Genomic DNA, 24,695 nt, shown 5'->3' on the forward strand with positions numbered 1-24,695 from the left:
GAACGTCCGGGGCAACGCTCTGCGTAGCAGCGGCGGCCGCCGCCGCGCTCAGCTCGTCTCGCGCACTTCCAGGTGGTGCGGCGCGACGATGGACCGCGGTGGTTCCGGGTCGACCGCCTGCCGCGCCAGGCGGTCGAGGGCGAGTTCGGCGATGCGGTCCTTGTCGGGGGACACCGTGGTGAGGGCCGGCACGCTGTACCGGCCGTCTTCGATGTCGTCGAACCCGACCAGGGCCAGGGATTCCGGCACGGCGACGCCGCGGTCGGCGGCGGCCCGCACCGCGCCCAGCGCCAGCTCGTCGGTGAAGCAGAAGACGGCGTCGGGGGGCCGGTCCAGCTCCAGCAGCCGCAGCATCGCCCGGTGGCCGTCGGCCCGGTGCAGGCGCCGCACCGGCACTTCGAGCTCCGGGTCGGCCGGCAGGCCCGCCTCGGCCAGCGCCTGCCGGTACCCGGCGAGGCGCTGGCGCGCGGTCGCGTTCAGCGAACTCGGCTGGATGCCCAGCGCCGCGACGCGACGGCGCCCCGAAGCCAGCAGGTGCCGGGTGGCCTCGCGGGCGGCCGCGACGTTGTCGATGGCGACGTGGTCGACGCCGGCGGTGCCGTCGTGCTCGCCGAGCAGCACCAGCGGGACGGTGTCGGTGCGTGCGGCCAGCTCCGCGGGCGCCACTGCCCACGGGCTGAACAGGACGCCGTCGACGAGCTGGCTGCGCCGGCCGTGCAGCAGTTCGGTTTCCCGCTCGGCGTCGCCGTCGGTCTGGTCGATGAGCACCGTCAGGCCCCGGGTGCCGGCGATGCGCACGGTCCGGGCGGCGAGCTCGGCGAAGTACGGCGAGTCGATTTCCGGGATCACCAGTGCCACCAGCCCGGTCCGGCCACGCCGCAGCGTGCGGGCGGCCAGGTTGGGCCGGTAGCCGAGTGCGTCGATGCTCGCCTGCACGCGCTCCCGGGTCGCCGGGGCCACGTAGCGGAACCCGTTGACCACGTTGGACACCGTGCGCACCGACACGCCGGCGTGCTCGGCCACGTCACGCAGTTTCGGGTTCACCGGCGCAGCGTACCTCTTGCAACGTGGCATGCCACGTTGCAAACTGAGCTGCCACGCCGTCGTGCCCTTCAGGAGGCCAGGATGACCGCGCACCAGACCGTCCCCGCCCCGCTGCCCGCGGCCGAACTCGCGGCGCTCACCGATCGCCTGTACTCCGACGGCATCGTCGGCCTGCCCCGGGCGTTCCCCCGCGAGTGGGTCCGGCAGCTCGGCGAAGACATCGACACGGCGTTCGCGGAGGCTCGCGCCCGGCCGGGCGGCGCCGTCGGCCGCGGCCCGAACCGCTTCTACGTCGAGATCCACCCGGAACAGCTGCGCGGCTTCGCCGACCTGGCCGGCCACCCGTGGATCACGGCCGTCGCCGAGGCGGTGCTGGGGCCGGAGTACCGGATCGTCGAGGTGGGTTTCGACGTCCCGCTCGCCGGCGCGGTCGACCAGCCGTGGCACCGGGACTTCCCGATGCCCGCCGAAACCGCGCGCGACCGCAAGCTGACGTCGCTGGCCGTGAACGTGACCGCCGTCGACACGGAGCCGGACATGGGGCCGTTCGAGATCGCGCCCGGCACGCACTGGGACGACGGCGGCGCCTTCGACCACGGCATGTTCCCGCCGCGAGCGGCCTATCCGCGCTACCGCGAGCTCGCGAAGCGCAAGTTCCCCGCCATGGGCGACATCTCGATCCGCTCGGCGCTGACGGTCCACCGCGGCACCGCCAACCACTCGGCCAAGGCCCGCCCGGTCCTGGTGCTGGGCCTCGACGCGCCGGGGGCCGGCAACGACGCCCGGCACGACACCGCGGTGACCCGGGAGTTCTGGGCGGCACTCCCGGAATCGCTGCGCGCGCACCTGCACTGCCCGGTCGTCGACGTCCTGTCGCCCATCACCCAGAAGCACACGATCGAGGGCCTGGTGATGGGCGAGTCGTGAGGAGCCCGATGTTTGGCGGTGCCGGAGGCGGGCACTTCCAGACCATGGTCGAAGCGGGAATCACCGAAATGTCAGGCCGGGCCGGGGTCGTCGCGGGGCTGCGCCGGGTGCTGCTCGCCTTCGGGGTCGGTGGTGCGCTGGCGTGCGTCGCCTGGATGGCGTTGTGGCTGGCCATGCACCTTTAGCGCCCCTTGAGCGCCCCACAGCCTTCAGGCTCCGGCCACGCGCGGACCGCGCCGTGGCCGGAGCCTGATTTCACTGGCAGGCTTCGCAGTCCGGGTCGTCGATGCGGCAGGCGGCACCGTCGGTGAGCGGGAAGTCGAAGTCCTCCAGCTCGGGCACGGCGACGGACTCTTCCGGAGTGGTGGTGGCGGACATGGCCCTCCCTTGTGGACGAACGTTCTCCTCGTTGTAGCGCCCGGGACCACCGGGCATTCCGTGACGCGCGCCACACCGCCGTTCGGGCCGAGCCCGACCCCCGAACCCCGGCCGCGCGGGTGGCCCGGTGTGCGACCGGGGCCACCCGGACGACAAGGCGTGGTGTCCGCACCGGCGGTAGTGGGTAGTCCCCTCATCGATGATCTCGGTGTCTGCGGAAGGTGGCTCTCGTGCCGCAATGGGTGGAGGCGGGGCTGTGGGGCCTCGTCGGCGGGGTGGCGCTGGTGCTCGGCGCCGCCGTCGCGTGGTGGGTGCGGGTGTCCCGGCGGGTGGTGGCCGGGATCATGGCCTTCGGGGCCGGCGTGCTGATCTCCGCGCTGGCCTTCGACCTCGTCGACGAGGCGCAGCGGTCGGGCGGGCTCGGGCCGACCGCGGGCGGCTTCCTCGGCGGCGCCGTCGTGTACGTCGCGATCAACGTGCTCCTCGCGCGCCGGGGTGCCCGGCACCGCAAGCGTTCCGGCGACCAGCAACCGTCCGAACAGGACACCGCGGGCAGCGGGGCGGCCATCGCGGTCGGCGCACTGCTCGACGGGATTCCGGAATCGGTGGTGCTCGGCGTTTCCCTGCTCGGCGGCGGGGGGATCGGGGTCACCGTGCTCGCGGCGGTGTTCATCTCGAACGTCCCGGAGGGCCTGTCCAGCGCCGCCGGCATGAAGGCCGCCGGACGCAGTGCCCGGTACGTCTTCGGCGTCTGGAGCGGCATCGCGGTCGCCAGCGGGGCCGCGGCCCTCTTCGGGAACCTCCTGCTGCGGACGGCGTCCCCCGCGACCGTCGCCGCGATCACGGCGGTGGCCGCCGGGGCGATCCTCGCCATGATCGCCGACACCATGATCCCCGAGGCGTTCGAACGCACCGAGCTCTACACCGGCCTGCTCGCCACCATCGGCTTCCTGACGGCGTTCGTCATCGAGCACGCCGGCTGACCGCGACCGCGACCACGACGCCGGCCGCGGCGAAGAGCGCGGTGGCGGCGGGGCTCAGGGACTTCGACAGGCTCGGCGCGCTGTCGGGCCCGGCCCGCCACAGCACCAGCGCGGCGGCGTACACCGCGGTGAGGGCGACGGCCCACCGGCGGTGTGCGCGCCGGCGCAGGGTGCTGACCAGCATGACGACGATGGGCACGCCGGCCAGCAGGGCGAACTGGCCGGCCACCATGACCGGGACGCTCCAGGCCGCGACGACCAAGGCTGTCGAGGTGCGGTGCGGGTGCGGGGCGGTGAGGGTCATCGTCTTCTCCTCGGATCGGTTCGGGTGGTTCAGCGGTCGCACGAGCGGGCTTCGGCGGTGGTCTTGAGGGCGGCCACCCAGGCGTCGAGGCCGGCGGCCAGGTAGCGGTTGGCGGTAGCGGGGTCGGTCTCGATCTGCTCGCCGCGCCAGCTCTCCTCGGTGCGGACGAACACGCCGGCCGGCACTGGGGTGAAGGTCCAGACGTGCACCCCGCGGTCGATGCGCAGCCCGTCGCCGATCGCCGGCCCGGTCCAGCGGACGCACCGGCCGGGCCGGCTCTGCTCGACCGTCGAAGTGATCGCGAGGGTGGTCCCGGGCGTCGTGGGCGTCGGCGGCGCCGGTGTGGTCCAGCGGAACCGCGAGCCCGGCCGCAGCGGCCCGGGGTCGAGCCGGCTCGCGCTGGTGACGGCCTGCTGCCACGCGGGCCAGCCCGCCACGTCGGTGTGCAGCTGCCAGACCGCGCCGGGTGGCGCCTTGATCAGTGTCTCGGTGCGGTAGTGGATCGGGCCGGGGTCGACGCCCACGCCCTGGCAGGTCAGCGACGGCGCCGGGGTGGCGCCGGCCGGGGTGGCGGTGCCGAGGAGGCCCGCGGTGAGGGAAACCGCGAGCAGTGCGGAACGCAGCCGGGTGGGGGTCAAGGTGTCCTCCTCGTGGTTACTGCTTGTTGTGATAGTTAGAAGGTATAACAACGCTGCTGTGAGTGTCAATAGGAAACGTGATACCTTCTAACCATGAGTGAGAGCCCGCGGGAGCGCTATCGAGCCCAGGTGCGCGAGGAGATCAAGCGCCACGCGTGGGAACAGATCGCCGCGGCCGGGGTGCCCGCGCTTTCGCTCAACGCGATCGCCAAGCAGGTGGGCATGAGCGGCCCGGCGCTGTACCGGTACTTCGCCGGCCGTGATGAGCTGATCACCGCGCTCATCCGCGACGCCTACCGCAGCCTCGCCGACTCCGTCCGGGCCGCCCGCGGCGCCGGGGCCGGGCTGCCCGGGCTGGCGGACGCCATCCGCGACTGGGCCCGCAGCGACCCCCAGCGGTACTTCCTCGTCTACGGCACGCCCGTGCCCGGCTACCACGCACCGGGCGACACCACCGCGATCTCGGGCGAGATCATGGCCGTGCTGATCGACGCCTGTGCCGAGGAGCCGGATGACGAGCCGCCGACTCCGTTCGACGTGCACCTCGAGGCGCACCGCGAGTGGGCCGACGGCCATCCCGCGCCGGCCGCGGCCCTGCACCGGGCCCTGTCCTTCTGGACCCGCCTGCACGGCGTGCTCTCGCTCGAGCTGGCCGGGCACTTCGGCGGCATGAAATTCGACCCGGACCTGCTGATCGCCGAAGAACTGGCTGCCCTGCGGAGGCGGTGAGACCCGGCCGGGTCAGCCGGTCTGTTCGCGGATCCAGTCCGCCACGACGTCCACCCGCGCGATCGTCTCGGCGCCGGGCTGCGGGCACGGCGGCCCGGTGTTGACGATGGCCACCAGGGTCCCGGTCCGGTCGTCGTCCGAGACGAAGAACGGGCCGCCCGAGTCCTCGGGGCACGGGCCGTTCTCCACCGTGCGCGTGCCGACCGGCTGGGCTTCCAGGGTCGCCTGGCCGATGCCCGAGACCCGGAACCGCCCGCGTTTGAGGTGGTCGGACGGCCCGAGCACGGTCGCCGAGTGCGAACCCCAGCCGGCGAACTGGAGCTGCTTCCCGATCGGGGGCCGGGCCGAAGCCAGCGCCACCGGGACGATGTCGCCGATCGGGCCCGCGAGCTTCGCCACCGCCAGGTCGTTCACCGGCGACTGCCGGACGTCGACGACCTCGGTCGTGTACCCGCCGGGATCGGTGTCCTTCAGCCGTCCGACGGTCACCGTCATCGTGTACGGCGGCCGCCCGCCGATCCGGTTGTCCTTCAGGTCGTGGAAGCAGTGCCCGGCGGTGACGATCCACTGCGGCGCGACCAGCGCGCCGCTGCAGGCGCCGTTGCGCACGCCGCCGCCCGGCACGGGGATGTCGTCGGACGTCAGCTTCGCGTTGAACGGCAGGATCGGGGTGGGCGCCGGCCGCGCGGACGTGGTCACCGGTGCCAGGGCCGGGGCCGCGGGGTCGGGCAGGCTGTGCCCGCCGGCCGCCGCGGCCATGACGGGTCCCGCGACGGTGGCCCCGGTCGCGGCGTGGGCGAACGCGAGACCGGCTCCGGCCAGCACCGCCACCCCCATCGCCCGCAACCGGAAGAGCCGTCGTCGTCGTTCCGAAGAGGTCCTCACACTATTAATGCACGGGTGAAAGCCCGGATTGGTTGCGTGCTGACGCCGGTCATCGGCGCCTGGACGCGTCCGCGCTGGTCAGCGCGGCGAAAGTCCCGGTCGCCGGGGAAGGTCACCGGCGCCGGCGGCCCGGCTTCTCCGCGGCGATCGCCGGCCACAGCACCGACACGACCGCTTCCGGGATGGCGTCCCGGCTCTCGCCCCGGTGGAAGGCGGCGAAGTAGCTGCCGAAGCAGAGCGTCGCGATCGTGTGCTTGTCGATGCCGTCCTGGACCGCACCGCTGTCCTGCAGCTGCGTCAGGACGTTCTCGACCAGCGTGACCCGCGGTTCGACGGCGTGCTCCCGGAGGATGCCGAGCAGCTCGGGCGTGCGGATCGCTTCGCCGGCGAAGTTGCCCATGAGACCAGCTCGAACTTGGTGCGCCACCGCCGGTACAGCGTCGGGCGGCTGACCTTGGCTTCCGCCGCGATGTCGCCGATGGTCATGAGCGAGTAGCCGTCGCGGACCAGGCGCTCGCGCGTCGCCAGGATGATCGCTTCGTCGAGCGCGGCGTCGCGGGGACGGCCACCGGGCCGCGGACGGGCCTTTTCGTTCGCCGCTTCGCCTGCTGCCGCCATGGGTGCAGCCTTGTCGGTGCGTTACGGATCATGGCCGTAACGGACGGCCCGCCGGGACGCACACCGAGTCCCGGCGGGCCGCGCCCGTCAGGGGCGCTGCCCCACCTGGTCGACGTAGGTCTTCACCGTCACCGCGCTGTCCGGCGTGCCCAGGAACTGGTACGTGGTGGCGTCGAAGACGAGCACGAACGGCTTCGAGCCGGGTGTCGAACCCGGGAAATCCCGCCACGTGATCCCGACGCCCGGGCGGCCGGCGCCGTCGGTGACGTGGTCCAGGGCCTGGGCCCCGGGCACCTTCGCCGCCGCCGCGAACAGCGCCGCGTAGGACGCGGGCTGGAGGACCTGCTCGTCGGCGAGGCTGTACACGTCCTTGCTGATGGAGTTGACCTCGCCCTTCCGGTCGCTGACCCGGGCGTTGAGGTAGGCCAGCATCCCGTCGGCCGTCGTCGGCAGGTCCGTGCGGTAGACCGGCCTGGGTGCGCAGTCCTCGAGCATCCCTTCCTTGCGCGGGTCGTTGGTGCCGTAGTTCGGCGCCTTGCCGTCGCGGCAGCCACCGATCTTGGTGGTGCCGATCAGGCCGTCGCGGGTGCCGTCGACCGAGAACCAGACCTCGCGGACGTGGTGGTCGGGTGACTCCGTCTTCACGTACAGGAACTGGTCGGGGCGCGGCGGCTTGACCGGTTCCTTGAGGACCGCGCTCGCCGCCGCGGTCAGCACCTTGACCGGATCGGCGTGCGCCACGCCGGTCCCGATGCCGACCTGGTCGGCGGGGGCGAGCGCGACGACGGCGGTGATCGCCGCGGCCAGGCCGATCGAGGCGCCGGCGATCCAGAACCAGCGGTGCGGCCGGTGCCGCCGTTCGCCGCGCGCGGCGGCCAGCAGCCGCTCGCGGGCCGGGGCGAGGTGACCGGCCGGCGCGAAGCCGACGGTTTCCGCGCGGTCGCGGATCAGGTCCAGTTCATCCATGAGCGGAGGTCTCCTTCACGTAGTCGAGGGCGCCGAGTTCGGCGCGGACGCGGCCGCGGGCCCGGCTGAGCCGCGATTTGACGGTGCCGACGGGGATGTCGAGTGCTTCGGCGACTTCCTGGTAGCCGAGGCCTTCCGCGGCGACGAGCAGCAGGACGTCCCGTTCGCGGGGACGCAGCGCGGCCAGCGCCCGGTCCAGCCGCGCGACGAGGGCCTGGGCGCTGACCTGGTCGGCGACCCGGTCGGCGTGCCCTTCTTCGGCGGGCGGCGGGCCGACGGCCAGCCGGAGTTTCAGTTCGCGCACTTCCGTCCGGCGCTGCCGCGAGACGAGGTTCGTGGCGATGCCGTACAGCCACGGCCGGGCGTCGGGCCGGGCCGGATCGAACTTCGCCCGCTTGTCGAAGGCGATCAGGAACGTGTCCGCCAGGACGTCGTCCGCGGCCGTGGGGCCGAGGCGCCGAACCAGGTAGCGGTGGATGTGCCGCGAGTGGCGGTCGAAGATGACCGCGAACAGGCTCGGCTCGCGCCGCGACCGCGCGATCACGCTCGCGTCGTCGTCGGTGTCGGTGTCGTCCGGGGTCATCGCCCGCCTTTCGGGTCAGCCAGTGTCGTCTGCTGTTCCCGGGCGGCGCCCGGCGGGTTCCGGGATCACCGGTGATCGACGACGAAAGTGACGCAGGTCACTCTCCTTCGGGTGGCGGACGCTGGTCGCGGTCGTCGTCGCGCCGGGCGGACCACTTGCGCACCCGCGGCGGTCCTCAGAGGCAGCCGGCGGAAGTGTCCCCGTCGGCGAGCATCCGGCGGCTCGCCTCGCCGAGCCCGTCGGCCAGCGCCCGCAGCTGTTCCGGGGTGAGGACGTCGATCAGCAGCTCGCGGACGAGGGCGACGTGCCCGGGTGCGGCTCCCTCAAGCAGGGCGGTGCCCTCGTCGGTGAGGACGGCGTAGACGGCACGGGGATCGCTCTCGCACGCGCGGCGGCGCACCAGTCCGGCCTGCTCGAGCTGGCCGATCTGGTAGGTCAGGCCGCTCTTGGAGTTCGACACGGCGCAGGCGAGTTCGGCCATCCGCAGTTCGCCGTCCGGGGCCCCGCTGAGCCGGGCGAGGATCTCGTACTGCAGGTGGGACAGGCCCGCGTCCCGCTTGAGCTGCTGGTCCATCCGCTGGTGGAGCAGGGTGGCGGTGGTGCGGAACGCGGTCCAGGCGCGCTTCTCCTCGGCGCTCAGCCACCGCGGACGACCCATGCCACCACGGTACCCGGTGTTCAAATTCGAACGATAGCGCCGGAGGCGTGCCTAGCGCCGTGACGCAGCCGTCGCCAGTTGCTCGGTGAGCTCCGCCAGCAGCGCGGAAGCCGCGTCGCCGAGTGCGGCGAGGTCGGCCAGGGTCGTTTCGCCGGTTGTCACAGTTCCTCCTCCAGGGCGTCGTGCCCCGCGATCACGGCCTCGGCGAACGCGGTGTGCACCCGGAGGTACTCGTCGCGGCCGACCGCCGTGTCGGCCCATTCGTGCCAGCGGATGTGGGCTTCGGCCACGTCGAGCTTCGCGGCCGCCGCGACCGTGGCGGGGGCGGTACCGGCGAGGATCGCGCGGTGCATGAGGGACGGCGAGGAGCGCCGGGCGAGCTCGGCAAGCGAGGCGAGGCCGGCGAGCTCCGCGAGCGTGTCGGCCGTGACCGGACGGGGGCGCGGCCGGGGGAGCCGACGCGAATTCCCGAGACTGTCGGTCAGGACACTGGTCATCAAACGACTCCTGGGGCGGACGCGGCTGAAGCAACCGAACGGTGGACGTTTACCCCGGTCAGGCCGGGGTAAACGCCACCGCTCGTGATCTCCGTCTCACCGGTTCGAGTGATCGGCTTCCGGGTCAGCTCGCCCGGACGGCCCCGCAGTGCCACGGGATCCGCTGCGGCCGCACGCTCTCCAGCGTCGGGACGACCGGGGCGATCGTGCCGTCGCGGCGGAACGTCAGCTTGTCGATCGTCGTCTCGCGGTGGGTGCCGTCGCCGCCCGGGATGCCGAAGCGGTGGTAGGCCAGGTACCAGTCGTCGGTGCCCGGGACCTGCAGCATCGAGCTGTGCCCGGTGCCGAGGACACCCAGGTGGGCGTCCTTGCTCAGGATCACGCCGCGGTTGGTGAACGGCCCGGTGGGGCTCGGCGCCGTGGCGTAGCCGACGCGGTAGTCCGGGCTGCGGGTGTCGTCGATGGACCAGCTGAGGTAGTACGTGCCCTTCCGCTCCACCATGAACAGGCCTTCGCGGAAGTCGGTCAGGCCGTCCAAGCGGGTGATCTTCGCCGGGTCGTAGGACACCATGTCGTCGTTCAGCGGGACGACGTAGGCGTTGCCGTTGCCCCAGTACAGGTACGGCTTTCCGGTGTGGTCGACGAACACGGCCGGGTCGATCGCCTGGCCGCCGTCGGGGTTCTTCGCGATCAGCGGCTTGCCGGAGTCGACGAACGGGCCGGTCGGCGAGTCGCTCACCGCGACGCCGATCTTGGCCTCGGCGCAGAAGTAGAAGTAGTACTTCCCGTTGCGCTTCGCGATCGTCGGCGCCCAGGCGTTCTTGTGGGCCCAGCCGACGTCCTTGCCGAGGTCGAGGATGACCCCCTCGTCCTTCCAGTCGACGAGGTTCTTCGACGACCACGCCGAGAACTTCGTGCCGCTCCACCCGTCGAAGCCGTCGGTGGTCGGGTACAGGTAGTACGTGTCGCCGAACGCGACGATGTTCGGGTCGGCGTTGTAGCCCGGCAGGACCGGGCTGCGCACCTCGTGCGCCTCGACCGTCCACACGCGACGCTCGCCGCCGGCGCCGGTCACCGTGAACTGCCGCGGCCGGGTCAGGTCGACCGGCCTGCCGTTGTCCGGCTTGATGGTGGCGCCCGGCGCCAGGCCGAACTGCGGCGCCAGCCGGCGCAGATCGGTCCCCGGCTTGACCGGCAGCACGACCGTCCCGGCCCCGGAGTCGATGACGGCCGGCGTCTTCAGCGCGTCGAGCTGCACCGACCGGATCGCGGTGCTGTTCGACGGGAGCGTGGCGACGTCGAGCCCGGACAGCGCCCGGTCGTAGAGCCGCACGTCCTTCATCTTGCCGGTGAAGGTCTTGTCGCTCGCGTACACGGACCGGCCGAGGTAGTTCGCCGCCGTGACACCGCCGCCGAGGTCCGACGGCTTGATGGTGGCGTTCGCGTTGCGGCCCACTTCGACGCCGTCCAGGTAGAGCACCTCGACGCCGTTGCCGACCGTGAGCGTCACGTTCTTCCACACCCCGCGCGGCAGCCCGCCGCCGGAGTCCGCCGCCTGTTCGGTGGTCCAGTTGCCGGTCGCGATGGCGCCGCGGAACCCGCCGCTCGCGGTGCCGCCGGTGGTGAAGAGGTAGCCGTTGCCGGTCCCGTCCTTGGCCGTGTTGCCCAGGCCCCACAGGAAGTACGGCGTCTGCTGGTTCGGATCGACCAGGACGTCGGCCGACACGGTGGCCGCGGCCGCGCCGGTGAGCAGGTTGTTCGGCAGCTGGACGTGCCCGTTCTTGCCGCCGAAGGCCAGCGCGCCGCCGGCCCAGGAGACGTCACCGGCGAGGGCGCCGTCGTAGCCGTGCCCGGTGGTGTCGGTGGCGACCGTGCCCGCCTTCGCGTCGAGCGGCCAGTGCGCGACCAGGCCCTTCGCGTCGGACTTGACCGGCGCCGGGGGAGCGCTGAGCCGGTTCATCTCGGCCTGCGTGACCGGCAGGACGGTGCCGTGCCGCGGCGACGCGGGCAGGTGCGCGCCGGTCGACATCGTCCACTTGCCCGAGTTCAGGTCGGTGGACTCGAACGGGACGTAGCCGCGGCCGCCGAATTCGTCGATGAACAGGTACCACTTGTTCTCGGTGTTGGACTTGAACCCGGTCGGCCCTTCGCCCGCGGACAGGCCGGGGCTGGTCGCCGTGGCCTTGCCGATGCAGTCGGCGACGAAGCCGTAGTGCGGGTCGAGCAGATCGGTGGCCTTCTGCTCGGTGATGAACTTGCTGCACGGCGTCGACGAGGTGTTGTCGCGCTCGTCCTTGGTGAAGCGGTAGTAGGTGTCCTGGTTCTTGATGACCGTCGAGTCGATCACCGAGTAGCCCGGGTCGTTCCACACCCGGGGCGCGCTGAAGGTGACGAAGTCGCGCGTCGTCGCGTACATCATCCGGTTGTAGCTGTCCCCGGTGTGGTTCGGGTCGTTCTCCGCGTAGAGCTTCGACGCCCAGTAGACGACGTACGTCCCGCGCTTGGCGTCCCAGGAGGCTTCCGGCGCCCACGTGTTGCCCGCGGTCGGCGGGGACACCTGGACGCTGCGCTGGCGCGACCAGTGCGCCAGGTCGGTGGACTCCCAGACCATGATCGCCCGGCTGCCGCTGCGCTGGGCGGCGTCCCAGCCCCGGCCGGCGTAGATCCGCAGGTCGGTGGCCAGCAGGTAGAACTTGTCGCCGTCGGGGGAGCGCAGGATGAACGGGTCGCGCACGCCCAGTTCGCCGAGGCTCGACTTGAGCACCGGCTGGCCGTTGTTGAGCTCGTCCCAGTTCAGCGGGTCGTTGCCCTTGCTGAGCGCCGAGTAGATCTGCTCGCCGTTGGAGGTGCCTTCGCCGGTGAAGTAGAAGAAGCTGTAGCCGGCCAGGGGTTGCGGGGCCGGCTTGGGGACCACGGTGGCGGTGAACCGCCGCGCGGTGCTCTCGCGGCCGAGGCTGACCTTCGCGGTCAAGACGACCCTCGCGGGCGCGGCGCCGGCCGGCGGCCGCGTGACTTCACCGGTCGGGGTGATCACCGAAGGCGCGGACGACGTCCAGGCGACGTTCGTGCCGTCCGGGCCGTTCGCCGGCAGCGTCAGATTGCCGCGGACGTCGTCGATGTCGGGCACGGACAGCGTGCTCGCGGCGGCGCGGAGGTCCGTGCCGGTGCCGGAGGGCGGCGCCGCACCGGCGCCGGTGCTGCCGAGGGGGACGAGTGCGGCCGCGACGGCCAGCACGACGCCGAAACGGCGCGGGGAGAACAACCTCATCGTTGTAGGATAACTCCGCTGACCTGCGACTTTCGTTGGTCCGGCAGCGTCCACGCCGGACCAGTGTCATTCAGCGTTTCGCGAGGTCACGGGGGCCGTTTCGGTCCCGGTTGATCCAGTGCCGTCCAGGGTCGTCCCGGCGACTTCTGCCCCACGGTCTGCCCCACGCCCGCCGGCTTGCCCCACGCCCGCCGGCGGCGCAGGATCGCCCATTGCCGCAAGGAACTGACGCCGGGACGCGTCGGACCGCTGGAAGTGGTCGGACGTCTGGCTGAGCTTCTTGTGGCCCCATGATCGCCTGGATCACGAATGGGTGGACGCCGCGATCCGCCGCGTGCGTCGCGAAGCCGCGCCGTGCTGTGGATGGGCTCATCGACTCCAGGCCGGCCCTCGCGGAAGCGCTTCCACAGCGCAAGCTCGTCCGCGCGCGGCGTCGCAAAGTGCGCGCGCGGCGACGGAAAAACGATCACGCTGCGGCACGCCTTTCCGCCGGCGTGCGGGGTAGACGTTCGACACGGTCAGCCACGCGCCGTCGATCTGGTCGGCGTGCATCGCGATCAGCTCCTCCGGTCGCAGCCCGGTTTCGAACTGAAACTCCAGCAGTCGCTGATATCGCTGGTGCAAATGCCCTTTCAGGGTGGCCAGCGTTTCGACGGTGAGGTACTTCTGCGCCGTCTCCGGGATAGGAGGCCCGCGATCGGTAACCGGCGGTGCACCGCGCTGACGACAGGGCGTCGACGAGACGCCGCGATTTTGTAGGAAGCTGCTCGGTTCCGGCACTCTTCCCCGCCACCCGGCCCATTATGTCCATAAAGGACAATACCGCGAAACGGTTCGAAACGCTGTCGCATGGCAATTCGCACGCAGAATCGATCGCACGAACGTGGAGCGAGTCAGGAATTCGCAGAGGATGCTCCGCCGACCTCGGCCAATGGTAATCTGGATCGACAGCCGGAGGGAGGGCGGCTCCGGCCAGGGGCGGCTGGCGGGGGTAATGAATCGTCGAAATGGTGACCACCGTTTTCGTGCGGGCGTACACGACTCCGTGTACCGCCGGTTGAGTGCCGACGCGGTTCTGCTGTACCGCTTCGCCGTCGCCTGTCCGGACTGGACGTCGAGGGACGCGTTCTCCCGGCTGGGGCTGTACGGCGAGCGGCTGGAGGCCGCGATCGAGACCCTCGTCGCCGATCGCCTGTTCCGGCCCGCGACCGGAGCGGCCGGCCGGTCCGACGGCTGGGAGGCGGTGAGCCCGCACGGCGCGGTCGCCGACCTGCTGGCCGAAGAGGAGGGCAGGCTGCACCGCGAGCAGGCGACACTCGTGCAGGTCCGGGAAGACCTCCTCGGGTTGCTGCCCAGCTACATCGAGGCGCGGCGGGATCGTGCGGTCGACGAAACACTGGACGTCGTGGAAGGCAGGTGCGCGCTGACCCGGCTGCTCGCAGAGCACGCCGGCCGCGGATCCGGGGAGGTCTGCGTCGCCAGTTCGGGGTCCGATTCCGTCGAGGCCCAGTGGGTGCGGGAGGTGGAGCTCGGCAACCGGGGCCCCGCCAGGGTCGTCGTCGACCACGCCGACTTCGGCGCCCGCTTCTCCGCCGGGCGGGCCAGCGTCCGCACTGTTACCCGGGTGCCGACGCGGCTGGTGATGTTCGGCCGGAGCACGGCCTTCCTGCCGGTGGCGGACGCCGGTGCCGGCGAGCGGACGGTCCTGATCCGCCATCCGACGGTGGTCGAATCGCTCGCCGTCGCCTTCGAGCTGCTGTGGGGGTCCGCGCTGCCGGCGGTGAGCACGGACCTGGGGTCCGAAGTAGACGGTGGCGACGGCGAGCGTGACCACCTTCGCCGGGAGATCCTGCGGCATCTGGCCGAAGGCGAGAAGGACGAGATGGTCGCCCGCCGGATGGGGCTTTCGGTGCGCACCTGCCGCCGTCACATCGCCGCGATCATGGACGGTCTCGGTGCGTCCAGCCGCTTTCAGGCGGGGGTGCTCGCGCAGAAGCGCATCCTCGATCCGGCCACCTCCGACGACGGGCAGCCTGCCCGCTGACGCCGCGGGCACGGATCTCCCGCGTGGCAACAAGTTGACGGGACAGCATGCTGCCCGGCGATGGCCTTGCGTGGCCACACCCGGCAGCGGTGTAGTGGGTCCGGTCCGGGTTTCCGGTGGCCGGTAACCGGGAACCGGGCTTCGGTTCCACACATCACCCGTGCTCGACAATGGGAGAAGACCTTGTCCAAGACGCTGGATGCCCAGCAGATCAAGGTGCGTTCCGCACTGCCCGACGTCCATTACAACAACAGCGACTCCGACCCGACCGACCCCGCCCGGTACCTGGTCTGCAACCCGGACCCGAACGACGTCTGCCGGGTCCGGTCCCGCTGCAACTCCGACCCGGAAGACCGCTGCTACTGATGAGCACCCATCCCGAACGCGAGGCGGCTGCCACCCGGCAGCCGCCCGTCGGCTTGGCCGACCTGATCGCACCCACCACGACGGACACCTTCTTCGCCGAGTACTGGGAGAAGAAGCCGCTCTTGATCCACCGGAAGACGCCGGAGTACTACGCCGGGGTGCTGACCTTGGCCGACGTGGACGCCATGCTCGCCACGTCCAGCCTCAACGACGGTGACCTGCGGCTGGTCGCCGAAGGCGAGGAAACCCCGGTCTCGCAGCTCGTCCCGGAAAGCACGGAAGGCCGGATCAACGGACTGGAGGCGCTTTACGCGCGCTACCGGAGCGGCGCGACGATCAACCTGATGTTCGTCAACGAGCGCTGGCCCGCGCTCAACACCTTGTGCCGCAAGCTCGCCGGCGAGCTCAGCGCGGGCATCCACGGCAACGTGTACCTGACGCCGCCGGGGACCCGTGGCCTGACTCCGCACCACGACACGCACGACGTGTTCGTGTGCCAGGTCTACGGCACGAAGCACTGGACGTTGTACCCCACGCAGACCCCGCTTCCGGTGCAGACACAGGGTTATGTCCTTCCCGAGACCGGTGCGGGCGAACCGGAGGCGGATTTCGTCCTGTCTCCCGGTGACTTCCTGTACATGCCGAGGGGGACCGTGCACGCGGCGGAGGCGAACGACGCGGCGTCGGTGCACCTCACCGTCGGAATCAGCCCGATGACCTGGGCGAATGCCCTGCGCGCCGCGATCGACGACGTGTTCATGGACGACGTCCGGTTCCGGGAGGGCCTGCCGCCCGGGTTCATCACCGACCCGGCCGCCAGGGACCGGGCCGTCGCCGAGCTGTCGGTGCGGCTGGCCGACCTGATCGGGCAGGTGCGGCCCGAATCCGTCGTCGACCGGCGCGCCGCCACGATGCTCCAGCGGCGGCAGCCGACGCTGGAGGGCCACCTGCTCGACCTGGAGGCGCTGCCGTCGGTCGACTTGTCGACACCGGTCCGCCGCAGGCCGCAGCTGCAGTGGCTGCTGCACCGGAAGGGGGACGAGATCGCGCTGGAGTTCCACGGCAAGATGATCAACCTGCCCGGCTATGTCGAGGACGAGGTGGCCTTCATGGCCAAGGCCGACGAGTTCGCCGGCGCCGAGATCCCCGGTTCGCTCGACGAGCCCGGACGGCTGGTCCTGGTACGGCGGTTGCTGCAGGAAGGGTTCCTGACCACGTCCTGACCGCCGTCGTGGTGGCCGGAGCAGGTCCGGCCACCACCACCAGCCGTGGAGCCGCAGATGCCCCTGTTCTACCTGAAATCGGCCAGGACCAGCGATCCGGCGAGCGGCCTCAGCGGGACCCCGGAGCCGGCCGAGCCCGCGCCGCCGCGGAGCCGGTTGCGCGGCATGGACGCCGTGCGGGCCGCGCGGCACGCCGTCGCCGGCACCTTCACCGGCGTGCCCCGGATCTTCTCCCTCGTCTGGCAGGTGAGCAGGCCGCTCACGCTCGCCCTCGCCGCGGCGACGGTGGTGGCCGGCCTCGTGCCCGCCGCGACGGCGACGGTCGCGCGGCTGCTCATCAACGCGGTGACCCAGGCCGTCCGGGTGCACGCGGGGCAGCTTCCCGACCAGGGCGTGGTCGGGCCCGTCGCCGGGCTCGCGTGGCACACGACGGTCACCGGCGCCGTGTTCGGCTGCGTCGTCCTGCAATTGGGGGTGTTCCTCCTGCAGGCCGTCACGGGCACGCTCCGCAACGTCGCGGCCGAACTGCTGCAGGAGCGCGTTTCGCAGGACATCCAGGCGCGGGTGATGACCAAGGCCGGCGGCCTGGAGCTGGGCTTCTTCGAAGACGCCACGTCCTACGACCTGATCCGGCAGGCCCAGGAAGAGGCCGCGACCCGGCCGGTGGCGATGATCTCCAACGTCTACGGCGTGCTGCAGGGCTGTGTCACGTTCGTCAGCGTCGTCGCACTCCTCGTCTCACTGAACCCCTGGGTGGCGGTGCTGGTCCTCGTCGCGCCGGTGCCCGCGTTCCTCGCCGACGCCCGGTTCGGCAAGGTGGGGTTCCTGGTGGCTTCGTGGTCGTCGCCGATCCGCCGCCGGATGCGGTACCTGAGCACGCTGGTCACCACCGACTCCGTCGCCAAGGAAGTCAAGCTCTTCGGTCTCGCGAACTACCTGGTGGCGAGATTCCGGCTGCTGGGCGCCACTTTCTACCGACGTCAACGGCGCCAGGTCCTGTCCCGCAGCGCGGCCGCCACCGGCCTCGGCGCCCTGACCATGCTGGTCGGGTCGGCGGTCTACCTCTACGTCGCCCTGCAGACCGCGGCCGGGCGGCTCACCCTCGGCGACCTGGTCATGTACACCACCGCCACCGCCGCGCTGCAGACCGCGTTGCAGACCCTGTTCCACGAGGTCACCGGGGTGTACGAGAACAACCTCTACCTCGACACCCTGTTCCGGATGCTGGCGCTGAGCCCGGCCATCACCCGGCCGGAGGTGCCGAGCGCACCGATGCGGCCGGTACGCGGCCACGTCGTGTTCGACCGGGTCTGGTTCGGCTACCCGGGCCTGTCCGAGCCGGTGCTGCGTGACGTCAGCTTCGAGGTACCGCCGGGCGCGACCCTCGCCGTCGTCGGGCGCAACGGCGCCGGGAAGTCCACGGTGGTCAAGCTGCTCTGCCGGCTGTACGACCCGCAGCGCGGCCGCATCCTGCTCGACGGCGTCGACCTGCGCGAGCTGGACCCCGACGAGCTGCGCGCCGCGATTTCCGCGGTGTTCCAGGACCACGCCACCTACCAGGCGAGCGCGGCGGAGAACATCGCGCTGGGCGACGTCCGGCACATCGGTGACCGGGCCCTGATCGAGGTCGCCGCGGAGCGGGGCGGAGCCCGGCCGCTGATCGAAGGTCTTCCCGACGGCTACGACACGCCACTCGGCACCTGGTTCGACCGCGGCGTGAACCTCTCCGGCGGGGAGTGGCAGAAGATCGCGCTGAGCCGCGCCTTCGTCCGCGACGAAGCGTCGATCATGGTGTTCGACGAGCCGACCTCCGCGCTGGACCCGGCGAGCGAGCAGGAGCTGTTCACCCGGTTGCGCGACCTCGCCGAAGGCCGGACGACGGTGTACGTCTCGCACCGGTTCTCCACGGTCCGCCGGGCCGACCGGATCGTGCTGCTCTCCGGCGGCTCGGTCGCGGAACTCGGCACGCACGCGGAACTCATGGCCCGCGACGGCGAATACGCCCGCCTCTTCCACACCCAGGCCGCGGCCTTCCTGGACCCGGCAGACCAGCCAACGGAGATGACCGGTGCTTGACGTCCCGCTCGTGCCCCGCCGGATCCTGTTCGGGGAACCGGCTGTAGCCGCCCCCTCGCTGGCGCCGTCCGGGGAGCATCTCGCCTACCTGGCGCTCGACGGTGCCGACCCGGCCGTGTGGTTCGGCGCACTGTCCACCCGCGACTTCCGGCCACTCGCCGAGCTGACCGGCGGCCACGTCGAGGACTACGCCTGGGCGCGGGATGGACGGCACCTGCTGTACCAGGCCGACTGCGACGGCGACGAGAACGACCACCTGATGGCCGTCGACCTCCTCGACGGGCACACCACCGATCTCACCCCGTTCCCGGGGGTACGGGCCAGGGTGGCCGGCCTGCAGTCCGCGGTGCCGGACCAGGTGCTGGTCGAGATGAACCTGGCCGACCGGGGGCGCAACGACCTCTACCGCCTCGACCTCGGCACCGGCGCGCACCAGCGGATCCCGGTCGACGCCGGCCTCGGCGGCTGGGTCACCGATGGCGACCTCACGGTCCGCGCGGCGCAACGCCGGACCGGCGACGGCGGCAGCACGATCCTGGCCCGCGACGACGAGGAAACGCCGTGGCGGGAGCTGCTCACCCTGTCCTATGAGGACTCGACGGCGACGCAGGTGCTCGGCTTCACCACCGACGGCACCGGCCTGCTCGTGCTCTCGCCGGTCGACGCGGAGACCACCCGGCTGCTGCGGCTCGACGCCCGGACCGGCGCGGTGCGGGTGCTCTACCAGGACGACACCCACGACGTCACCGGTGTCTGGCGGCATCCGCGCCGGGACGAGATCGACCTGGTGGTCGTGGAAGGGACGCGCAGCAGGCTGATCGGGCTCACCGAGCAGGCCAGGACCGACGTGCGGCGGGTGTGCGCCACCGGCCGCGGCGACGTCACGCCACTCGGGCGTGACCGGTGGGACCGGCGCTGGCTGGTGCAGGACAACGTGGCCGACGGGCCGGCCGCGTACCGCTTGTTCGACCGGCGGACCGGGCGGACCGAGGAGCTGTTCACCCACCAGCCCGCGCTCGAGTGGTTCCGGCTGGCGGGGGTCGAGCCGTTCCGGTTCACCACCCGCGACGGGCTGACCGTGCACGGATACCTGACGTTTCCGCCCGGTGCGCGGTGCGGCCTGCCCGCGGTGCTCAACGTGCACGGCGGCCCGTGGGAGCGCAACCGCTGGGGGTTCCGCGCCGAGTCGCAGTGGCTCGCCAACCGCGGTTACCTGTCGATCGAGGTGAACTACCGCGGCTCCACCGGTTACGGACGCGCGTTCGAACTCGCCGGGGACCGCGAGTGGGGTGGCCGGATGCAGGACGACCTCGTCGACGCGGTGCGCTGGGTGGTCGAGCGGGGGTACGCCGATCCGGCGCGGCTGGCCGTGTACGGCGTCTCGTACGGCGGGTACGCCGCCCTGGCGGGGGCGGCGTTCACCCCGGACCTCTTCCGCTGCGCCGTCGCCGTGGCCGCGCCGGTCAACCTGGGCACGTTCGTCGGCTCGGTGCCGGACTACTGGCCGCACGTCCGGGCCAGGATGGCCCGCCGGGTCGGCGACCCGGACCTCGACGCCGAGTTCCTCTGGTCGCGCTCCCCGCTTTCCCGTGCCGCCGACATCCGCGTTCCGTTGCTGCTCGCCCACGGCGGCAACGATCCCCGGGTCCCGGTCGGCGAAGCCGCGCAGCTGGTCGACGCCCTGCGCGCCAACGGGATCGAGCACGAATACCTGTGCTACCCCGACGAAGGGCACGGGTTCCACCGGCCGGCGAACGTCCTGGGCTTCCACGCCGCCGCCGAACGGTTCCTCGCCCGTCACCTCGGCGGCCGTTGCGAACCGGAAGAGGGGTGACCCGGTGTCCGGATTCCTGGTGCTGACCGTCCGGATCGCCGTCGGCGGGGTGTTCCTCGTGGCGGTGTGCGGCAAGGTCGCCGGTCGCGCGGCGTTCGGCCGGTTCGCCGGCTGGCTGGCCGCGCTGCTCCGGCCGCGGCTGCGCCGGCCGGTGGCGATCGGCTTGATCGCCGCCGAAGCGGCCGTGGTCGTGCTGCTGGCGATCCCGGGGACCCGGTTCGCCGGTCTGGCCGCGGCCGCGGTGGTGCTCACCGGGTTCGCCGCCGCGATCGTGGTGCTGGTCCGCCGCGGCCACCGGGTGCCGTGCCGGTGCCTCGGCACCACCGGGACCCGGCCGATGGGAACGGCCGAGGTGCTGCGCAACCTGGTGCTGGCCGCGGCGTCGGTGGCGGCGGTGGCGAGCGGGCCCGGCGCACCGGCGGCGCCGGCCGACGCGGTCGCCGCCGTGTTCCTCGGCGTGACGAGCGCCCTGCTCATCGTCCGGCTGGACGACGTACTGGCGTTGTTCGGCGTCACCGCAGGAAGGAGCCGGCCATGAGCATGGTCGCCGTGCTCGCACTGGGCTTGCTGTCGCTGGCGAACACCGTGCTGCTGCTGGGGATCGCCCGGCGGCTCGCGGCCGGGGCACCCGACCCCGGACCGCCGTCGCCGGACCCTCATCCGGTGCCGGGGACGAAGGTGCGGCCGTTCACCGCGGTCACCACGGACGGCGAACCGATCGGCCGCGACCGGCTGACCGGGCACCTGCTCGTCGGGTTCTTCGCCCAGGGCTGCCCGATGTGCGACGACTCCGTCGCCACCTTCGTCCGGCTCGCCCAGGCGCAGGACGGCGGGCGCGACCGGGTGCTGGCCGTCGTGGTGGGACGGCCGGAGACCGCCACCTCGTACGTGGAACGGCTCGCCGGAGCCGCCCTGGTGCTCACCGAACCGTTCGACGGGCCGCTCTGCGCGGCCTTCGACGTCGACGGCTTCCCCGCGTTCCTGCGGCTCGCCGGCCCGGTCGTGCTGGCCGCCACGGTCAAGATCGAGGCGTTCGCGGCGCAGCACGCCGGTCGTGAGTGAACCGCGGTGCCCGATCACCACCTGCCGGGCCCTACACCGAGCGCAGTGCGTCGGTCGGCGAAAGCCGGGCGGCCTGCAACGCCGGGTACAGCCCGGCGAGGGCGCCGATCCCGGCCGCGGCCGCCAGCGCCGCCCACACCGCGACCGCGGGCACCAGTGGCTGCCAGCCGCGTTGCCACGCGAGGCCGTAGCTGATCCCGCCGCCGATGAGCACTCCCGCGACGCCACCGCAGATGCCGAGCAGCAGCGACTCCACCAGGAACTGGACGGCGACCTGGCGCCGGGTCGCCCCGATCGCCCGGCGCAGCCCGATCTCCTTCCGCCGTTCCAGCACCGAAATGACCATCACGTTCGCGACGCCGACGCCGCCCGCCAGCAGGGCGACCGCGCCGAGCCCGAGGAACAGCAGGGTCCCGGCACCCGTGATGGCCAGCCGCGCGGAAAGCGCGTCGGACGGGCGGCTCACCGAGACCTGCTCCGGGTTCTCCGGAGCCACCGTCCTGGCCAGCATGCCGGCGACGTCGGCGGTGTGGTCGGTCTCGGCCCGGACGAAGATCCGGCTGGGGTGGCCGTCGTAGCCGAAGTCGTCCGCCGCGACGGGGAACCCGACCAGCGCCGAGCCGTCCAGTTCCGGGGCGAGGTCGAACGGCTCGAGAATGCCCAGCACGCTGAACCAGTGCCCGCCGATCGAAACCCGGGGGGCACCGGAGAGATCGGTGATGCCGAGGGACAGGGCCGCGGTGTGTCCCAGCACGGTCGCCGGGAACTTCGCCGTCGCGGCGTCGAGGAATCTCCCCTGGGCCAGCTTGCCGTCCATGGTGGACAGCAGCGCCGGGTCACAGGCGCGGGCCGCGAGCCCGCCACCGAGGTACGACGGCACCAGATCGGACCGGTAGACGCCGACGCCGGTCAGTTCCGCGGTCGGTGCGACGCCCTCGACCCAGTCCGTGTGCCCGATCGTGCCCGCCGCGGTGGCGGGCAGTTCGGCCTCGGCGCCGCCCAGCGTCCGCCCGTTCACCACGGTCAGCAGGTTCGTGCCGAGGCGGTCGACCTGCGCCAGCAGGTCCGACTGGCTGGACCGGGTGATGCCGAGGACGGCGACCATCGCGGCGATCCCGATGGCGACCCCGAGCACGGACAGGGCCGCGCGCACGCGCCTGCCCCGCAACCCGAGCAGGCCGAGCGGGAGGACGTCCTGCCAGCGCAGCTTCGACTTCACGGCGTCACCCCCGAATCGTGCCGGATCCGGCCGTCGAGCAGCTCGATCCGCCGCCGCATCGCCGCGGCGATCGCGGCGTCGTGGGTGATGACCAGTACGGTCGTGCCCTCGTCGTTGAGCCGGTGCAGCAAGGTGATGATCTCCCGTCCGGTCGCCGAATCCAGGTTGCCGGTCGGTTCGTCGGCGAGGAGCACCGCCGGGTCACCGACCAGGGCGCGGGCGATCGCGACCCGCTGCCGCTCGCCGCCGGAGAGCACGCCCGCCCGGTGCCGGAGGCGGTGGCCGAGCCCCACCCGCTCGAGCGCGTCCGCCGCCGCGGCTCGCCGCCGGGGCGCCGGAACACCGCGGTAGAGCAGGCCGGTGGCCACGTTTTCCAGCGCGGACAGATGTTCGAGCAGGTGGAACTGCTGGAAGACGACGCCGAGCCGGTAGGCGCGCAGCGCGGACAGCCGCCGGTCCGAGAGGCCCTCGATCGCTTCGCCGGCGATCCGCACCGACCCGCTGCTCGGCCGGTCGAGGCCCGCGGCGAGGTGCAGCAGCGTGCTCTTGCCCGAACCGGACGGGCCGACGACGGCCACGAGCTCGCCGCGGACGACGTCGAGGCTGATCCCGCGCAGGGACGCGACGGGCGGTGTGCCGGGATAGGACTTCGTGACTTCGCGGAGTTCGAGCACAGCCGTCACGGCACCGGCACCTCCACCCGCTCGCCGGGACGCAGGTTCCCGGTCACCTCGACCAGCCCGGCACTGTCGTCGAACAGGACGGGGGTGACCTCGACGGCCGCGCCTTCCGCCGTCCGGACCTGGTAGCCGCCCGCCGGTCTCGCCAGCAGCGAGGTGACCGGAACCAGCAGCACGTCGCGATGGGTGCCGGTGGTGATCGCCACCTGGACCGGGGTGCGGTCCGGCGGTGGCGGCCCGGCGGGCAGGTGGACGGTCACCGTCACCGGGACGGTGACCACGGTCGACGCGGCGGCCCCCGGCTGCGGGGGCGCGGCCTGCCCGATCGCCGACACGGTGCCGGAGATCGGCGCGGACCCGGTGATCCGGACCAGTACCTGGTCGCCCGCCTTGACCGAAGGCAGCCGGTCGGCGCCGACCTGCGCGGTGACGACCAGGGTGGCGGAGGTGCCGGAAAGCACTTCGCCGTCCGCGGCCACCGACGTGCCCGCCGCCACCCGCACCTCGGTGACGCGCACCGGGCCGGCCTCGAACGCGACCTGGCCGAACGCCAGCGCGCCGGTGCGTTCGGCGACCGGCAACCCGCAGGCCCCCTGCCAGCGCTTGATCGCGGCGGTGGTCGCGGCGTCGAAGTGGTCGTTCACGACGATCCGGTGGCCGGGATCTTCGCCGAGGGCGACGAGGTTCTCTTCGAGCTGGCGCACGTCCGGGCCGTCCGGGATGCCCGCGCGCAGTTCGCGGTACGCGGGCACCGGGCCGAGCAGCAGTCTGGTCGCCCGGTTGTCCACCCGGTACAGCTCCCCACCGCGGTCCACAGTGGATCCGGGTGCGGCCGCCGACGTGAGTATCCCGCCGGTTCCCTGGTGCACCACGGAGTAGTGGCCTTGGTAACCCAGTGTTCCGGACACCTGCACGCGCTGGGTCGCCGTGCCGCGGGTCACCGGCGCGGTCGCGGAAGCCAAGGGGGCGACCTGGCCGGTGGCGGGCCGGGGCCGGTCCGCCACCGCGAAGCCGACGGCGACCGCGGCCCCCGTGACGACCAGTGCGCCCGCCACCCGGGCGCCGCGGGCTCCGAGCCGGCGTTGCCGGACTTCCGAGGTGGTCATTTGACCGAGATTCCCTTGTCCCAGAACTGCTTGCACGCCTGGGTCGCCGTCTGCATCCGCGCCGACTTGGTCTCGTCGGCCAGCGGCGTCCCGGCGATCGGGAACGAGCCGTCCGCCCGCGGATCGGGCCACTCGGGAATGCCGTTTTGGCGCAGGCATCGCGCGAATTCCAGCAGCTTCTCGCGGTCCTGGGCCGACGGCGCGTTCTCCTTCTGCGCCTCGGCGGGCAGCCGCGCCAAGATCGGCTGACAGGCCTGCTGCGCGGCGGGAGCGGCCCGCAACGCCGAGCTTCCGGCGTCACCCTCGGCGTTGTCGGGCAGGGTGAGGTGACCGCCGATGACGACCATGTCGGGATAGGCCGGCACGCCGTGGTCACGCACGCATTGCGAGTACTCCCGGCCCAGCGACGCCAGGTCCGGGCTGCCGGCCGTGGTCGAGGGGGCGCCCGGCGTTCCCGGCGAGGCGCTCTGACAGCCGGCCAGCACCAGCAGGACCACGGCGGCGCTCGAGCGGCGGGCGGCCATCGGAATTCTCATCATGGCTCCATGGTTTCCCGTCGCCACGCGTTCCCGCGTCGGAGCGTCGGCGGATTTCGGCCCGGACCGTA

28 protein-coding genes are annotated in these 24,695 nt (G+C 72.3%); 11 read left to right on the forward strand and 17 right to left on the reverse strand.

Annotated features, from left to right (window positions below; translation table 11 throughout):
- Nucleotides 1-48 precede the first annotated feature (48 nt).
- Nucleotides 49-1,044: a LacI family DNA-binding transcriptional regulator gene (locus AB0F15_RS11225; protein ID WP_360268714.1), complete on the reverse strand. Its 996-nt coding sequence runs from the start codon at nucleotides 1,042-1,044 to the stop codon at nucleotides 49-51.
- Nucleotides 1,045-1,125: 81 nt separating this feature from the next.
- Between AB0F15_RS11225 and AB0F15_RS11230 the strand changes: the two genes are divergently transcribed.
- Nucleotides 1,126-1,971 carry a phytanoyl-CoA dioxygenase family protein gene (locus tag AB0F15_RS11230; RefSeq protein WP_360268716.1) on the forward strand — a complete coding sequence of 282 codons (846 nt, stop codon included), beginning with the start codon at nucleotides 1,126-1,128 and terminating at the stop codon, nucleotides 1,969-1,971.
- A gap of 8 nt (nucleotides 1,972-1,979) precedes the next feature.
- On the forward strand, nucleotides 1,980-2,156 hold the full coding sequence (locus AB0F15_RS11235; RefSeq protein WP_360268719.1) for a hypothetical protein: 177 nt from the start codon (nucleotides 1,980-1,982) through the stop codon (nucleotides 2,154-2,156).
- A 70-nt stretch (nucleotides 2,157-2,226) separates the two neighbouring features.
- Here AB0F15_RS11235 and AB0F15_RS11240 read toward each other — a convergent pair whose 3' ends face one another.
- On the reverse strand, nucleotides 2,227-2,349 hold the full coding sequence (locus tag AB0F15_RS11240; protein ID WP_255410490.1) for a hypothetical protein: 123 nt from the start codon (nucleotides 2,347-2,349) through the stop codon (nucleotides 2,227-2,229).
- 230 nt (nucleotides 2,350-2,579) lie between these two features.
- On the opposite strand from AB0F15_RS11240, the gene AB0F15_RS11245 reads away from it, so the two are divergent.
- Entirely contained in the window at nucleotides 2,580-3,332 is a 753-nt protein-coding gene (locus AB0F15_RS11245; protein WP_360268721.1) for a ZIP family zinc transporter, read from the forward strand.
- Here AB0F15_RS11245 and AB0F15_RS11250 read toward each other — a convergent pair.
- Together AB0F15_RS11250 and AB0F15_RS11255 are read right to left on the reverse strand one after the other, a co-directional pair.
- Nucleotides 3,313-3,636, reverse strand: coding sequence for a hypothetical protein (locus AB0F15_RS11250; RefSeq protein ID WP_360268724.1), 324 nt, complete (start codon nucleotides 3,634-3,636; stop codon nucleotides 3,313-3,315). The genes AB0F15_RS11245 and AB0F15_RS11250 overlap by 20 nt on opposite strands.
- 29 nt (nucleotides 3,637-3,665) lie before the next feature.
- Complete coding sequence (locus AB0F15_RS11255) at nucleotides 3,666-4,274, reverse strand: SRPBCC family protein (protein WP_360268727.1); 609 nt, start codon at nucleotides 4,272-4,274, stop codon at nucleotides 3,666-3,668.
- A gap of 93 nt (nucleotides 4,275-4,367) precedes the next feature.
- On the opposite strand from AB0F15_RS11255, the gene AB0F15_RS11260 reads away from it, so the two are divergent.
- Nucleotides 4,368-5,003 carry a TetR/AcrR family transcriptional regulator gene (locus AB0F15_RS11260; RefSeq protein ID WP_360268730.1) on the forward strand — a complete coding sequence of 212 codons (636 nt, stop codon included), beginning with the start codon at nucleotides 4,368-4,370 and terminating at the stop codon, nucleotides 5,001-5,003.
- Between the two features lie 12 nt (nucleotides 5,004-5,015).
- Here AB0F15_RS11260 and AB0F15_RS11265 read toward each other — a convergent pair whose 3' ends face one another.
- The 9 genes from AB0F15_RS11265 to AB0F15_RS11305 form a co-directional block, all read right to left on the reverse strand.
- The gene (locus AB0F15_RS11265; protein WP_360268733.1) at nucleotides 5,016-5,888 is read right to left on the reverse strand and encodes a trypsin-like serine protease; all 873 of its coding nucleotides are present in this window, start codon (nucleotides 5,886-5,888) and stop codon (nucleotides 5,016-5,018) included.
- Nucleotides 5,889-6,000: 112 nt separating this feature from the next.
- Entirely contained in the window at nucleotides 6,001-6,288 is a 288-nt protein-coding gene (locus AB0F15_RS11270) for a hypothetical protein (RefSeq protein ID WP_360268736.1), read from the reverse strand.
- Nucleotides 6,186-6,506: a helix-turn-helix domain-containing protein gene (locus AB0F15_RS11275; protein ID WP_360268738.1), complete on the reverse strand. Its 321-nt coding sequence runs from the start codon at nucleotides 6,504-6,506 to the stop codon at nucleotides 6,186-6,188. The genes AB0F15_RS11270 and AB0F15_RS11275 overlap by 103 nt, the downstream gene beginning before the upstream one ends.
- A gap of 87 nt (nucleotides 6,507-6,593) precedes the next feature.
- Nucleotides 6,594-7,472, reverse strand: a complete 879-nt coding sequence (locus AB0F15_RS11280; protein ID WP_360268741.1) for a CU044_5270 family protein — start codon at nucleotides 7,470-7,472, stop codon at nucleotides 6,594-6,596.
- Nucleotides 7,465-8,055, reverse strand: coding sequence for an RNA polymerase sigma factor (locus tag AB0F15_RS11285; protein ID WP_360268744.1), 591 nt, complete (start codon nucleotides 8,053-8,055; stop codon nucleotides 7,465-7,467). The genes AB0F15_RS11280 and AB0F15_RS11285 overlap by 8 nt, the downstream gene beginning before the upstream one ends.
- A 175-nt stretch (nucleotides 8,056-8,230) precedes the next feature.
- A complete protein-coding gene (locus tag AB0F15_RS11290) occupies nucleotides 8,231-8,713 on the reverse strand; it encodes a MarR family transcriptional regulator (protein WP_360268747.1) in 483 nt (160 codons plus the stop codon).
- A 158-nt stretch (nucleotides 8,714-8,871) separates the two neighbouring features.
- The gene (locus AB0F15_RS11295) at nucleotides 8,872-9,210 is read right to left on the reverse strand and encodes a hypothetical protein (RefSeq protein ID WP_360268750.1); all 339 of its coding nucleotides are present in this window, start codon (nucleotides 9,208-9,210) and stop codon (nucleotides 8,872-8,874) included.
- A 124-nt stretch (nucleotides 9,211-9,334) separates the two neighbouring features.
- Nucleotides 9,335-12,478, reverse strand: coding sequence for a family 43 glycosylhydrolase (locus AB0F15_RS11300; RefSeq protein ID WP_360268752.1), 3,144 nt, complete (start codon nucleotides 12,476-12,478; stop codon nucleotides 9,335-9,337).
- A 369-nt stretch (nucleotides 12,479-12,847) separates the two neighbouring features.
- A complete protein-coding gene (locus AB0F15_RS11305) occupies nucleotides 12,848-13,258 on the reverse strand; it encodes a hypothetical protein (RefSeq protein ID WP_360268755.1) in 411 nt (136 codons plus the stop codon).
- Nucleotides 13,259-13,535: 277 nt separating this feature from the next.
- On the opposite strand from AB0F15_RS11305, the gene AB0F15_RS11310 reads away from it, so the two are divergent.
- The 7 genes from AB0F15_RS11310 (at nucleotide 13,536) to AB0F15_RS11340 (ending at nucleotide 21,083) form a co-directional block, all read left to right on the forward strand.
- Nucleotides 13,536-14,522: a helix-turn-helix transcriptional regulator gene (locus AB0F15_RS11310; RefSeq protein WP_360268757.1), complete on the forward strand. Its 987-nt coding sequence runs from the start codon at nucleotides 13,536-13,538 to the stop codon at nucleotides 14,520-14,522.
- A 183-nt stretch (nucleotides 14,523-14,705) separates the two neighbouring features.
- Complete coding sequence (locus AB0F15_RS11315) at nucleotides 14,706-14,888, forward strand: hypothetical protein (RefSeq protein ID WP_360268760.1); 183 nt, start codon at nucleotides 14,706-14,708, stop codon at nucleotides 14,886-14,888.
- Nucleotides 14,888-16,111 carry a cupin domain-containing protein gene (locus AB0F15_RS11320; RefSeq protein WP_360268763.1) on the forward strand — a complete coding sequence of 408 codons (1,224 nt, stop codon included), beginning with the start codon at nucleotides 14,888-14,890 and terminating at the stop codon, nucleotides 16,109-16,111. The genes AB0F15_RS11315 and AB0F15_RS11320 overlap by 1 nt, the downstream gene beginning before the upstream one ends.
- Before the next feature lie 57 nt (nucleotides 16,112-16,168).
- The gene (locus AB0F15_RS11325; protein ID WP_360268766.1) at nucleotides 16,169-18,187 is read left to right on the forward strand and encodes an ABC transporter ATP-binding protein; all 2,019 of its coding nucleotides are present in this window, start codon (nucleotides 16,169-16,171) and stop codon (nucleotides 18,185-18,187) included.
- Nucleotides 18,180-20,021, forward strand: coding sequence for a S9 family peptidase (locus tag AB0F15_RS11330; RefSeq protein WP_360268768.1), 1,842 nt, complete (start codon nucleotides 18,180-18,182; stop codon nucleotides 20,019-20,021). Before AB0F15_RS11325 ends, AB0F15_RS11330 begins: the two co-directional genes overlap by 8 nt.
- 4 nt (nucleotides 20,022-20,025) lie before the next feature.
- Nucleotides 20,026-20,559, forward strand: coding sequence for a MauE/DoxX family redox-associated membrane protein (locus AB0F15_RS11335; protein WP_360268771.1), 534 nt, complete (start codon nucleotides 20,026-20,028; stop codon nucleotides 20,557-20,559).
- Nucleotides 20,556-21,083 carry a hypothetical protein gene (locus AB0F15_RS11340; RefSeq protein ID WP_360268774.1) on the forward strand — a complete coding sequence of 176 codons (528 nt, stop codon included), beginning with the start codon at nucleotides 20,556-20,558 and terminating at the stop codon, nucleotides 21,081-21,083. Before AB0F15_RS11335 ends, AB0F15_RS11340 begins: the two co-directional genes overlap by 4 nt.
- Nucleotides 21,084-21,114: 31 nt before the next feature.
- Here AB0F15_RS11340 and AB0F15_RS11345 read toward each other — a convergent pair whose 3' ends face one another.
- The 4 genes from AB0F15_RS11345 to AB0F15_RS11360 are packed head-to-tail and all read right to left on the reverse strand — an operon-like array spanning nucleotide 21,115 to nucleotide 24,624.
- The gene (locus AB0F15_RS11345) at nucleotides 21,115-22,302 is read right to left on the reverse strand and encodes an ABC transporter permease (protein WP_360268777.1); all 1,188 of its coding nucleotides are present in this window, start codon (nucleotides 22,300-22,302) and stop codon (nucleotides 21,115-21,117) included.
- Nucleotides 22,299-22,985, reverse strand: a complete 687-nt coding sequence (locus AB0F15_RS11350) for an ABC transporter ATP-binding protein (protein ID WP_360268779.1) — start codon at nucleotides 22,983-22,985, stop codon at nucleotides 22,299-22,301. The genes AB0F15_RS11345 and AB0F15_RS11350 overlap by 4 nt, the downstream gene beginning before the upstream one ends.
- Nucleotides 22,982-24,088, reverse strand: coding sequence for a peptidoglycan-binding domain-containing protein (locus AB0F15_RS11355; protein ID WP_360268782.1), 1,107 nt, complete (start codon nucleotides 24,086-24,088; stop codon nucleotides 22,982-22,984). Before AB0F15_RS11355 ends, AB0F15_RS11350 begins: the two co-directional genes overlap by 4 nt.
- Nucleotides 24,085-24,624, reverse strand: coding sequence for a hypothetical protein (locus AB0F15_RS11360; RefSeq protein ID WP_360268785.1), 540 nt, complete (start codon nucleotides 24,622-24,624; stop codon nucleotides 24,085-24,087). The genes AB0F15_RS11355 and AB0F15_RS11360 overlap by 4 nt, the downstream gene beginning before the upstream one ends.
- Between the last annotated feature and the right edge of the window lie 71 nt (nucleotides 24,625-24,695).

Origin of the sequence: Amycolatopsis sp. NPDC026612 (assembly GCF_040638285.1) — a bacterium.
Taxonomy (GTDB): domain Bacteria; phylum Actinomycetota; class Actinomycetes; order Mycobacteriales; family Pseudonocardiaceae; genus Amycolatopsis.

Bases quoted from the DNA above. Each gene is read 5' to 3' on its own strand.
- AB0F15_RS11300 (WP_360268752.1), bottom strand. From the start codon at position 12,478: ATGAGGTTGTTCTCCCCGCGCCGTTTCGGCGTCGTGCTGGCCGTCGCG.
- AB0F15_RS11360 (WP_360268785.1), bottom strand. From the start codon at position 24,624: ATGAGAATTCCGATGGCCGCCCGCCGCTCGAGCGCCGCCGTGGTCCTG.
- AB0F15_RS11270 (WP_360268736.1), bottom strand. From the start codon at position 6,288: ATGGGCAACTTCGCCGGCGAAGCGATCCGCACGCCCGAGCTGCTCGGC.
- AB0F15_RS11355 (WP_360268782.1), bottom strand. From the start codon at position 24,088: ATGACCACCTCGGAAGTCCGGCAACGCCGGCTCGGAGCCCGCGGCGCC.
- AB0F15_RS11280 (WP_360268741.1), bottom strand. From the start codon at position 7,472: ATGGATGAACTGGACCTGATCCGCGACCGCGCGGAAACCGTCGGCTTC.
- AB0F15_RS11295 (WP_360268750.1), bottom strand. From the start codon at position 9,210: ATGACCAGTGTCCTGACCGACAGTCTCGGGAATTCGCGTCGGCTCCCC.
- AB0F15_RS11260 (WP_360268730.1), top strand. From the start codon at position 4,368: ATGAGTGAGAGCCCGCGGGAGCGCTATCGAGCCCAGGTGCGCGAGGAG.
- AB0F15_RS11230 (WP_360268716.1), top strand. From the start codon at position 1,126: ATGACCGCGCACCAGACCGTCCCCGCCCCGCTGCCCGCGGCCGAACTC.
- AB0F15_RS11240 (WP_255410490.1), bottom strand. From the start codon at position 2,349: ATGTCCGCCACCACCACTCCGGAAGAGTCCGTCGCCGTGCCCGAGCTG.
- AB0F15_RS11340 (WP_360268774.1), top strand. From the start codon at position 20,556: ATGAGCATGGTCGCCGTGCTCGCACTGGGCTTGCTGTCGCTGGCGAAC.
- AB0F15_RS11275 (WP_360268738.1), bottom strand. From the start codon at position 6,506: ATGGCGGCAGCAGGCGAAGCGGCGAACGAAAAGGCCCGTCCGCGGCCC.
- AB0F15_RS11325 (WP_360268766.1), top strand. From the start codon at position 16,169: ATGCCCCTGTTCTACCTGAAATCGGCCAGGACCAGCGATCCGGCGAGC.
- AB0F15_RS11320 (WP_360268763.1), top strand. From the start codon at position 14,888: ATGAGCACCCATCCCGAACGCGAGGCGGCTGCCACCCGGCAGCCGCCC.
- AB0F15_RS11235 (WP_360268719.1), top strand. From the start codon at position 1,980: ATGTTTGGCGGTGCCGGAGGCGGGCACTTCCAGACCATGGTCGAAGCG.
- AB0F15_RS11285 (WP_360268744.1), bottom strand. From the start codon at position 8,055: ATGACCCCGGACGACACCGACACCGACGACGACGCGAGCGTGATCGCG.
- AB0F15_RS11290 (WP_360268747.1), bottom strand. From the start codon at position 8,713: ATGGGTCGTCCGCGGTGGCTGAGCGCCGAGGAGAAGCGCGCCTGGACC.
- AB0F15_RS11250 (WP_360268724.1), bottom strand. From the start codon at position 3,636: ATGACCCTCACCGCCCCGCACCCGCACCGCACCTCGACAGCCTTGGTC.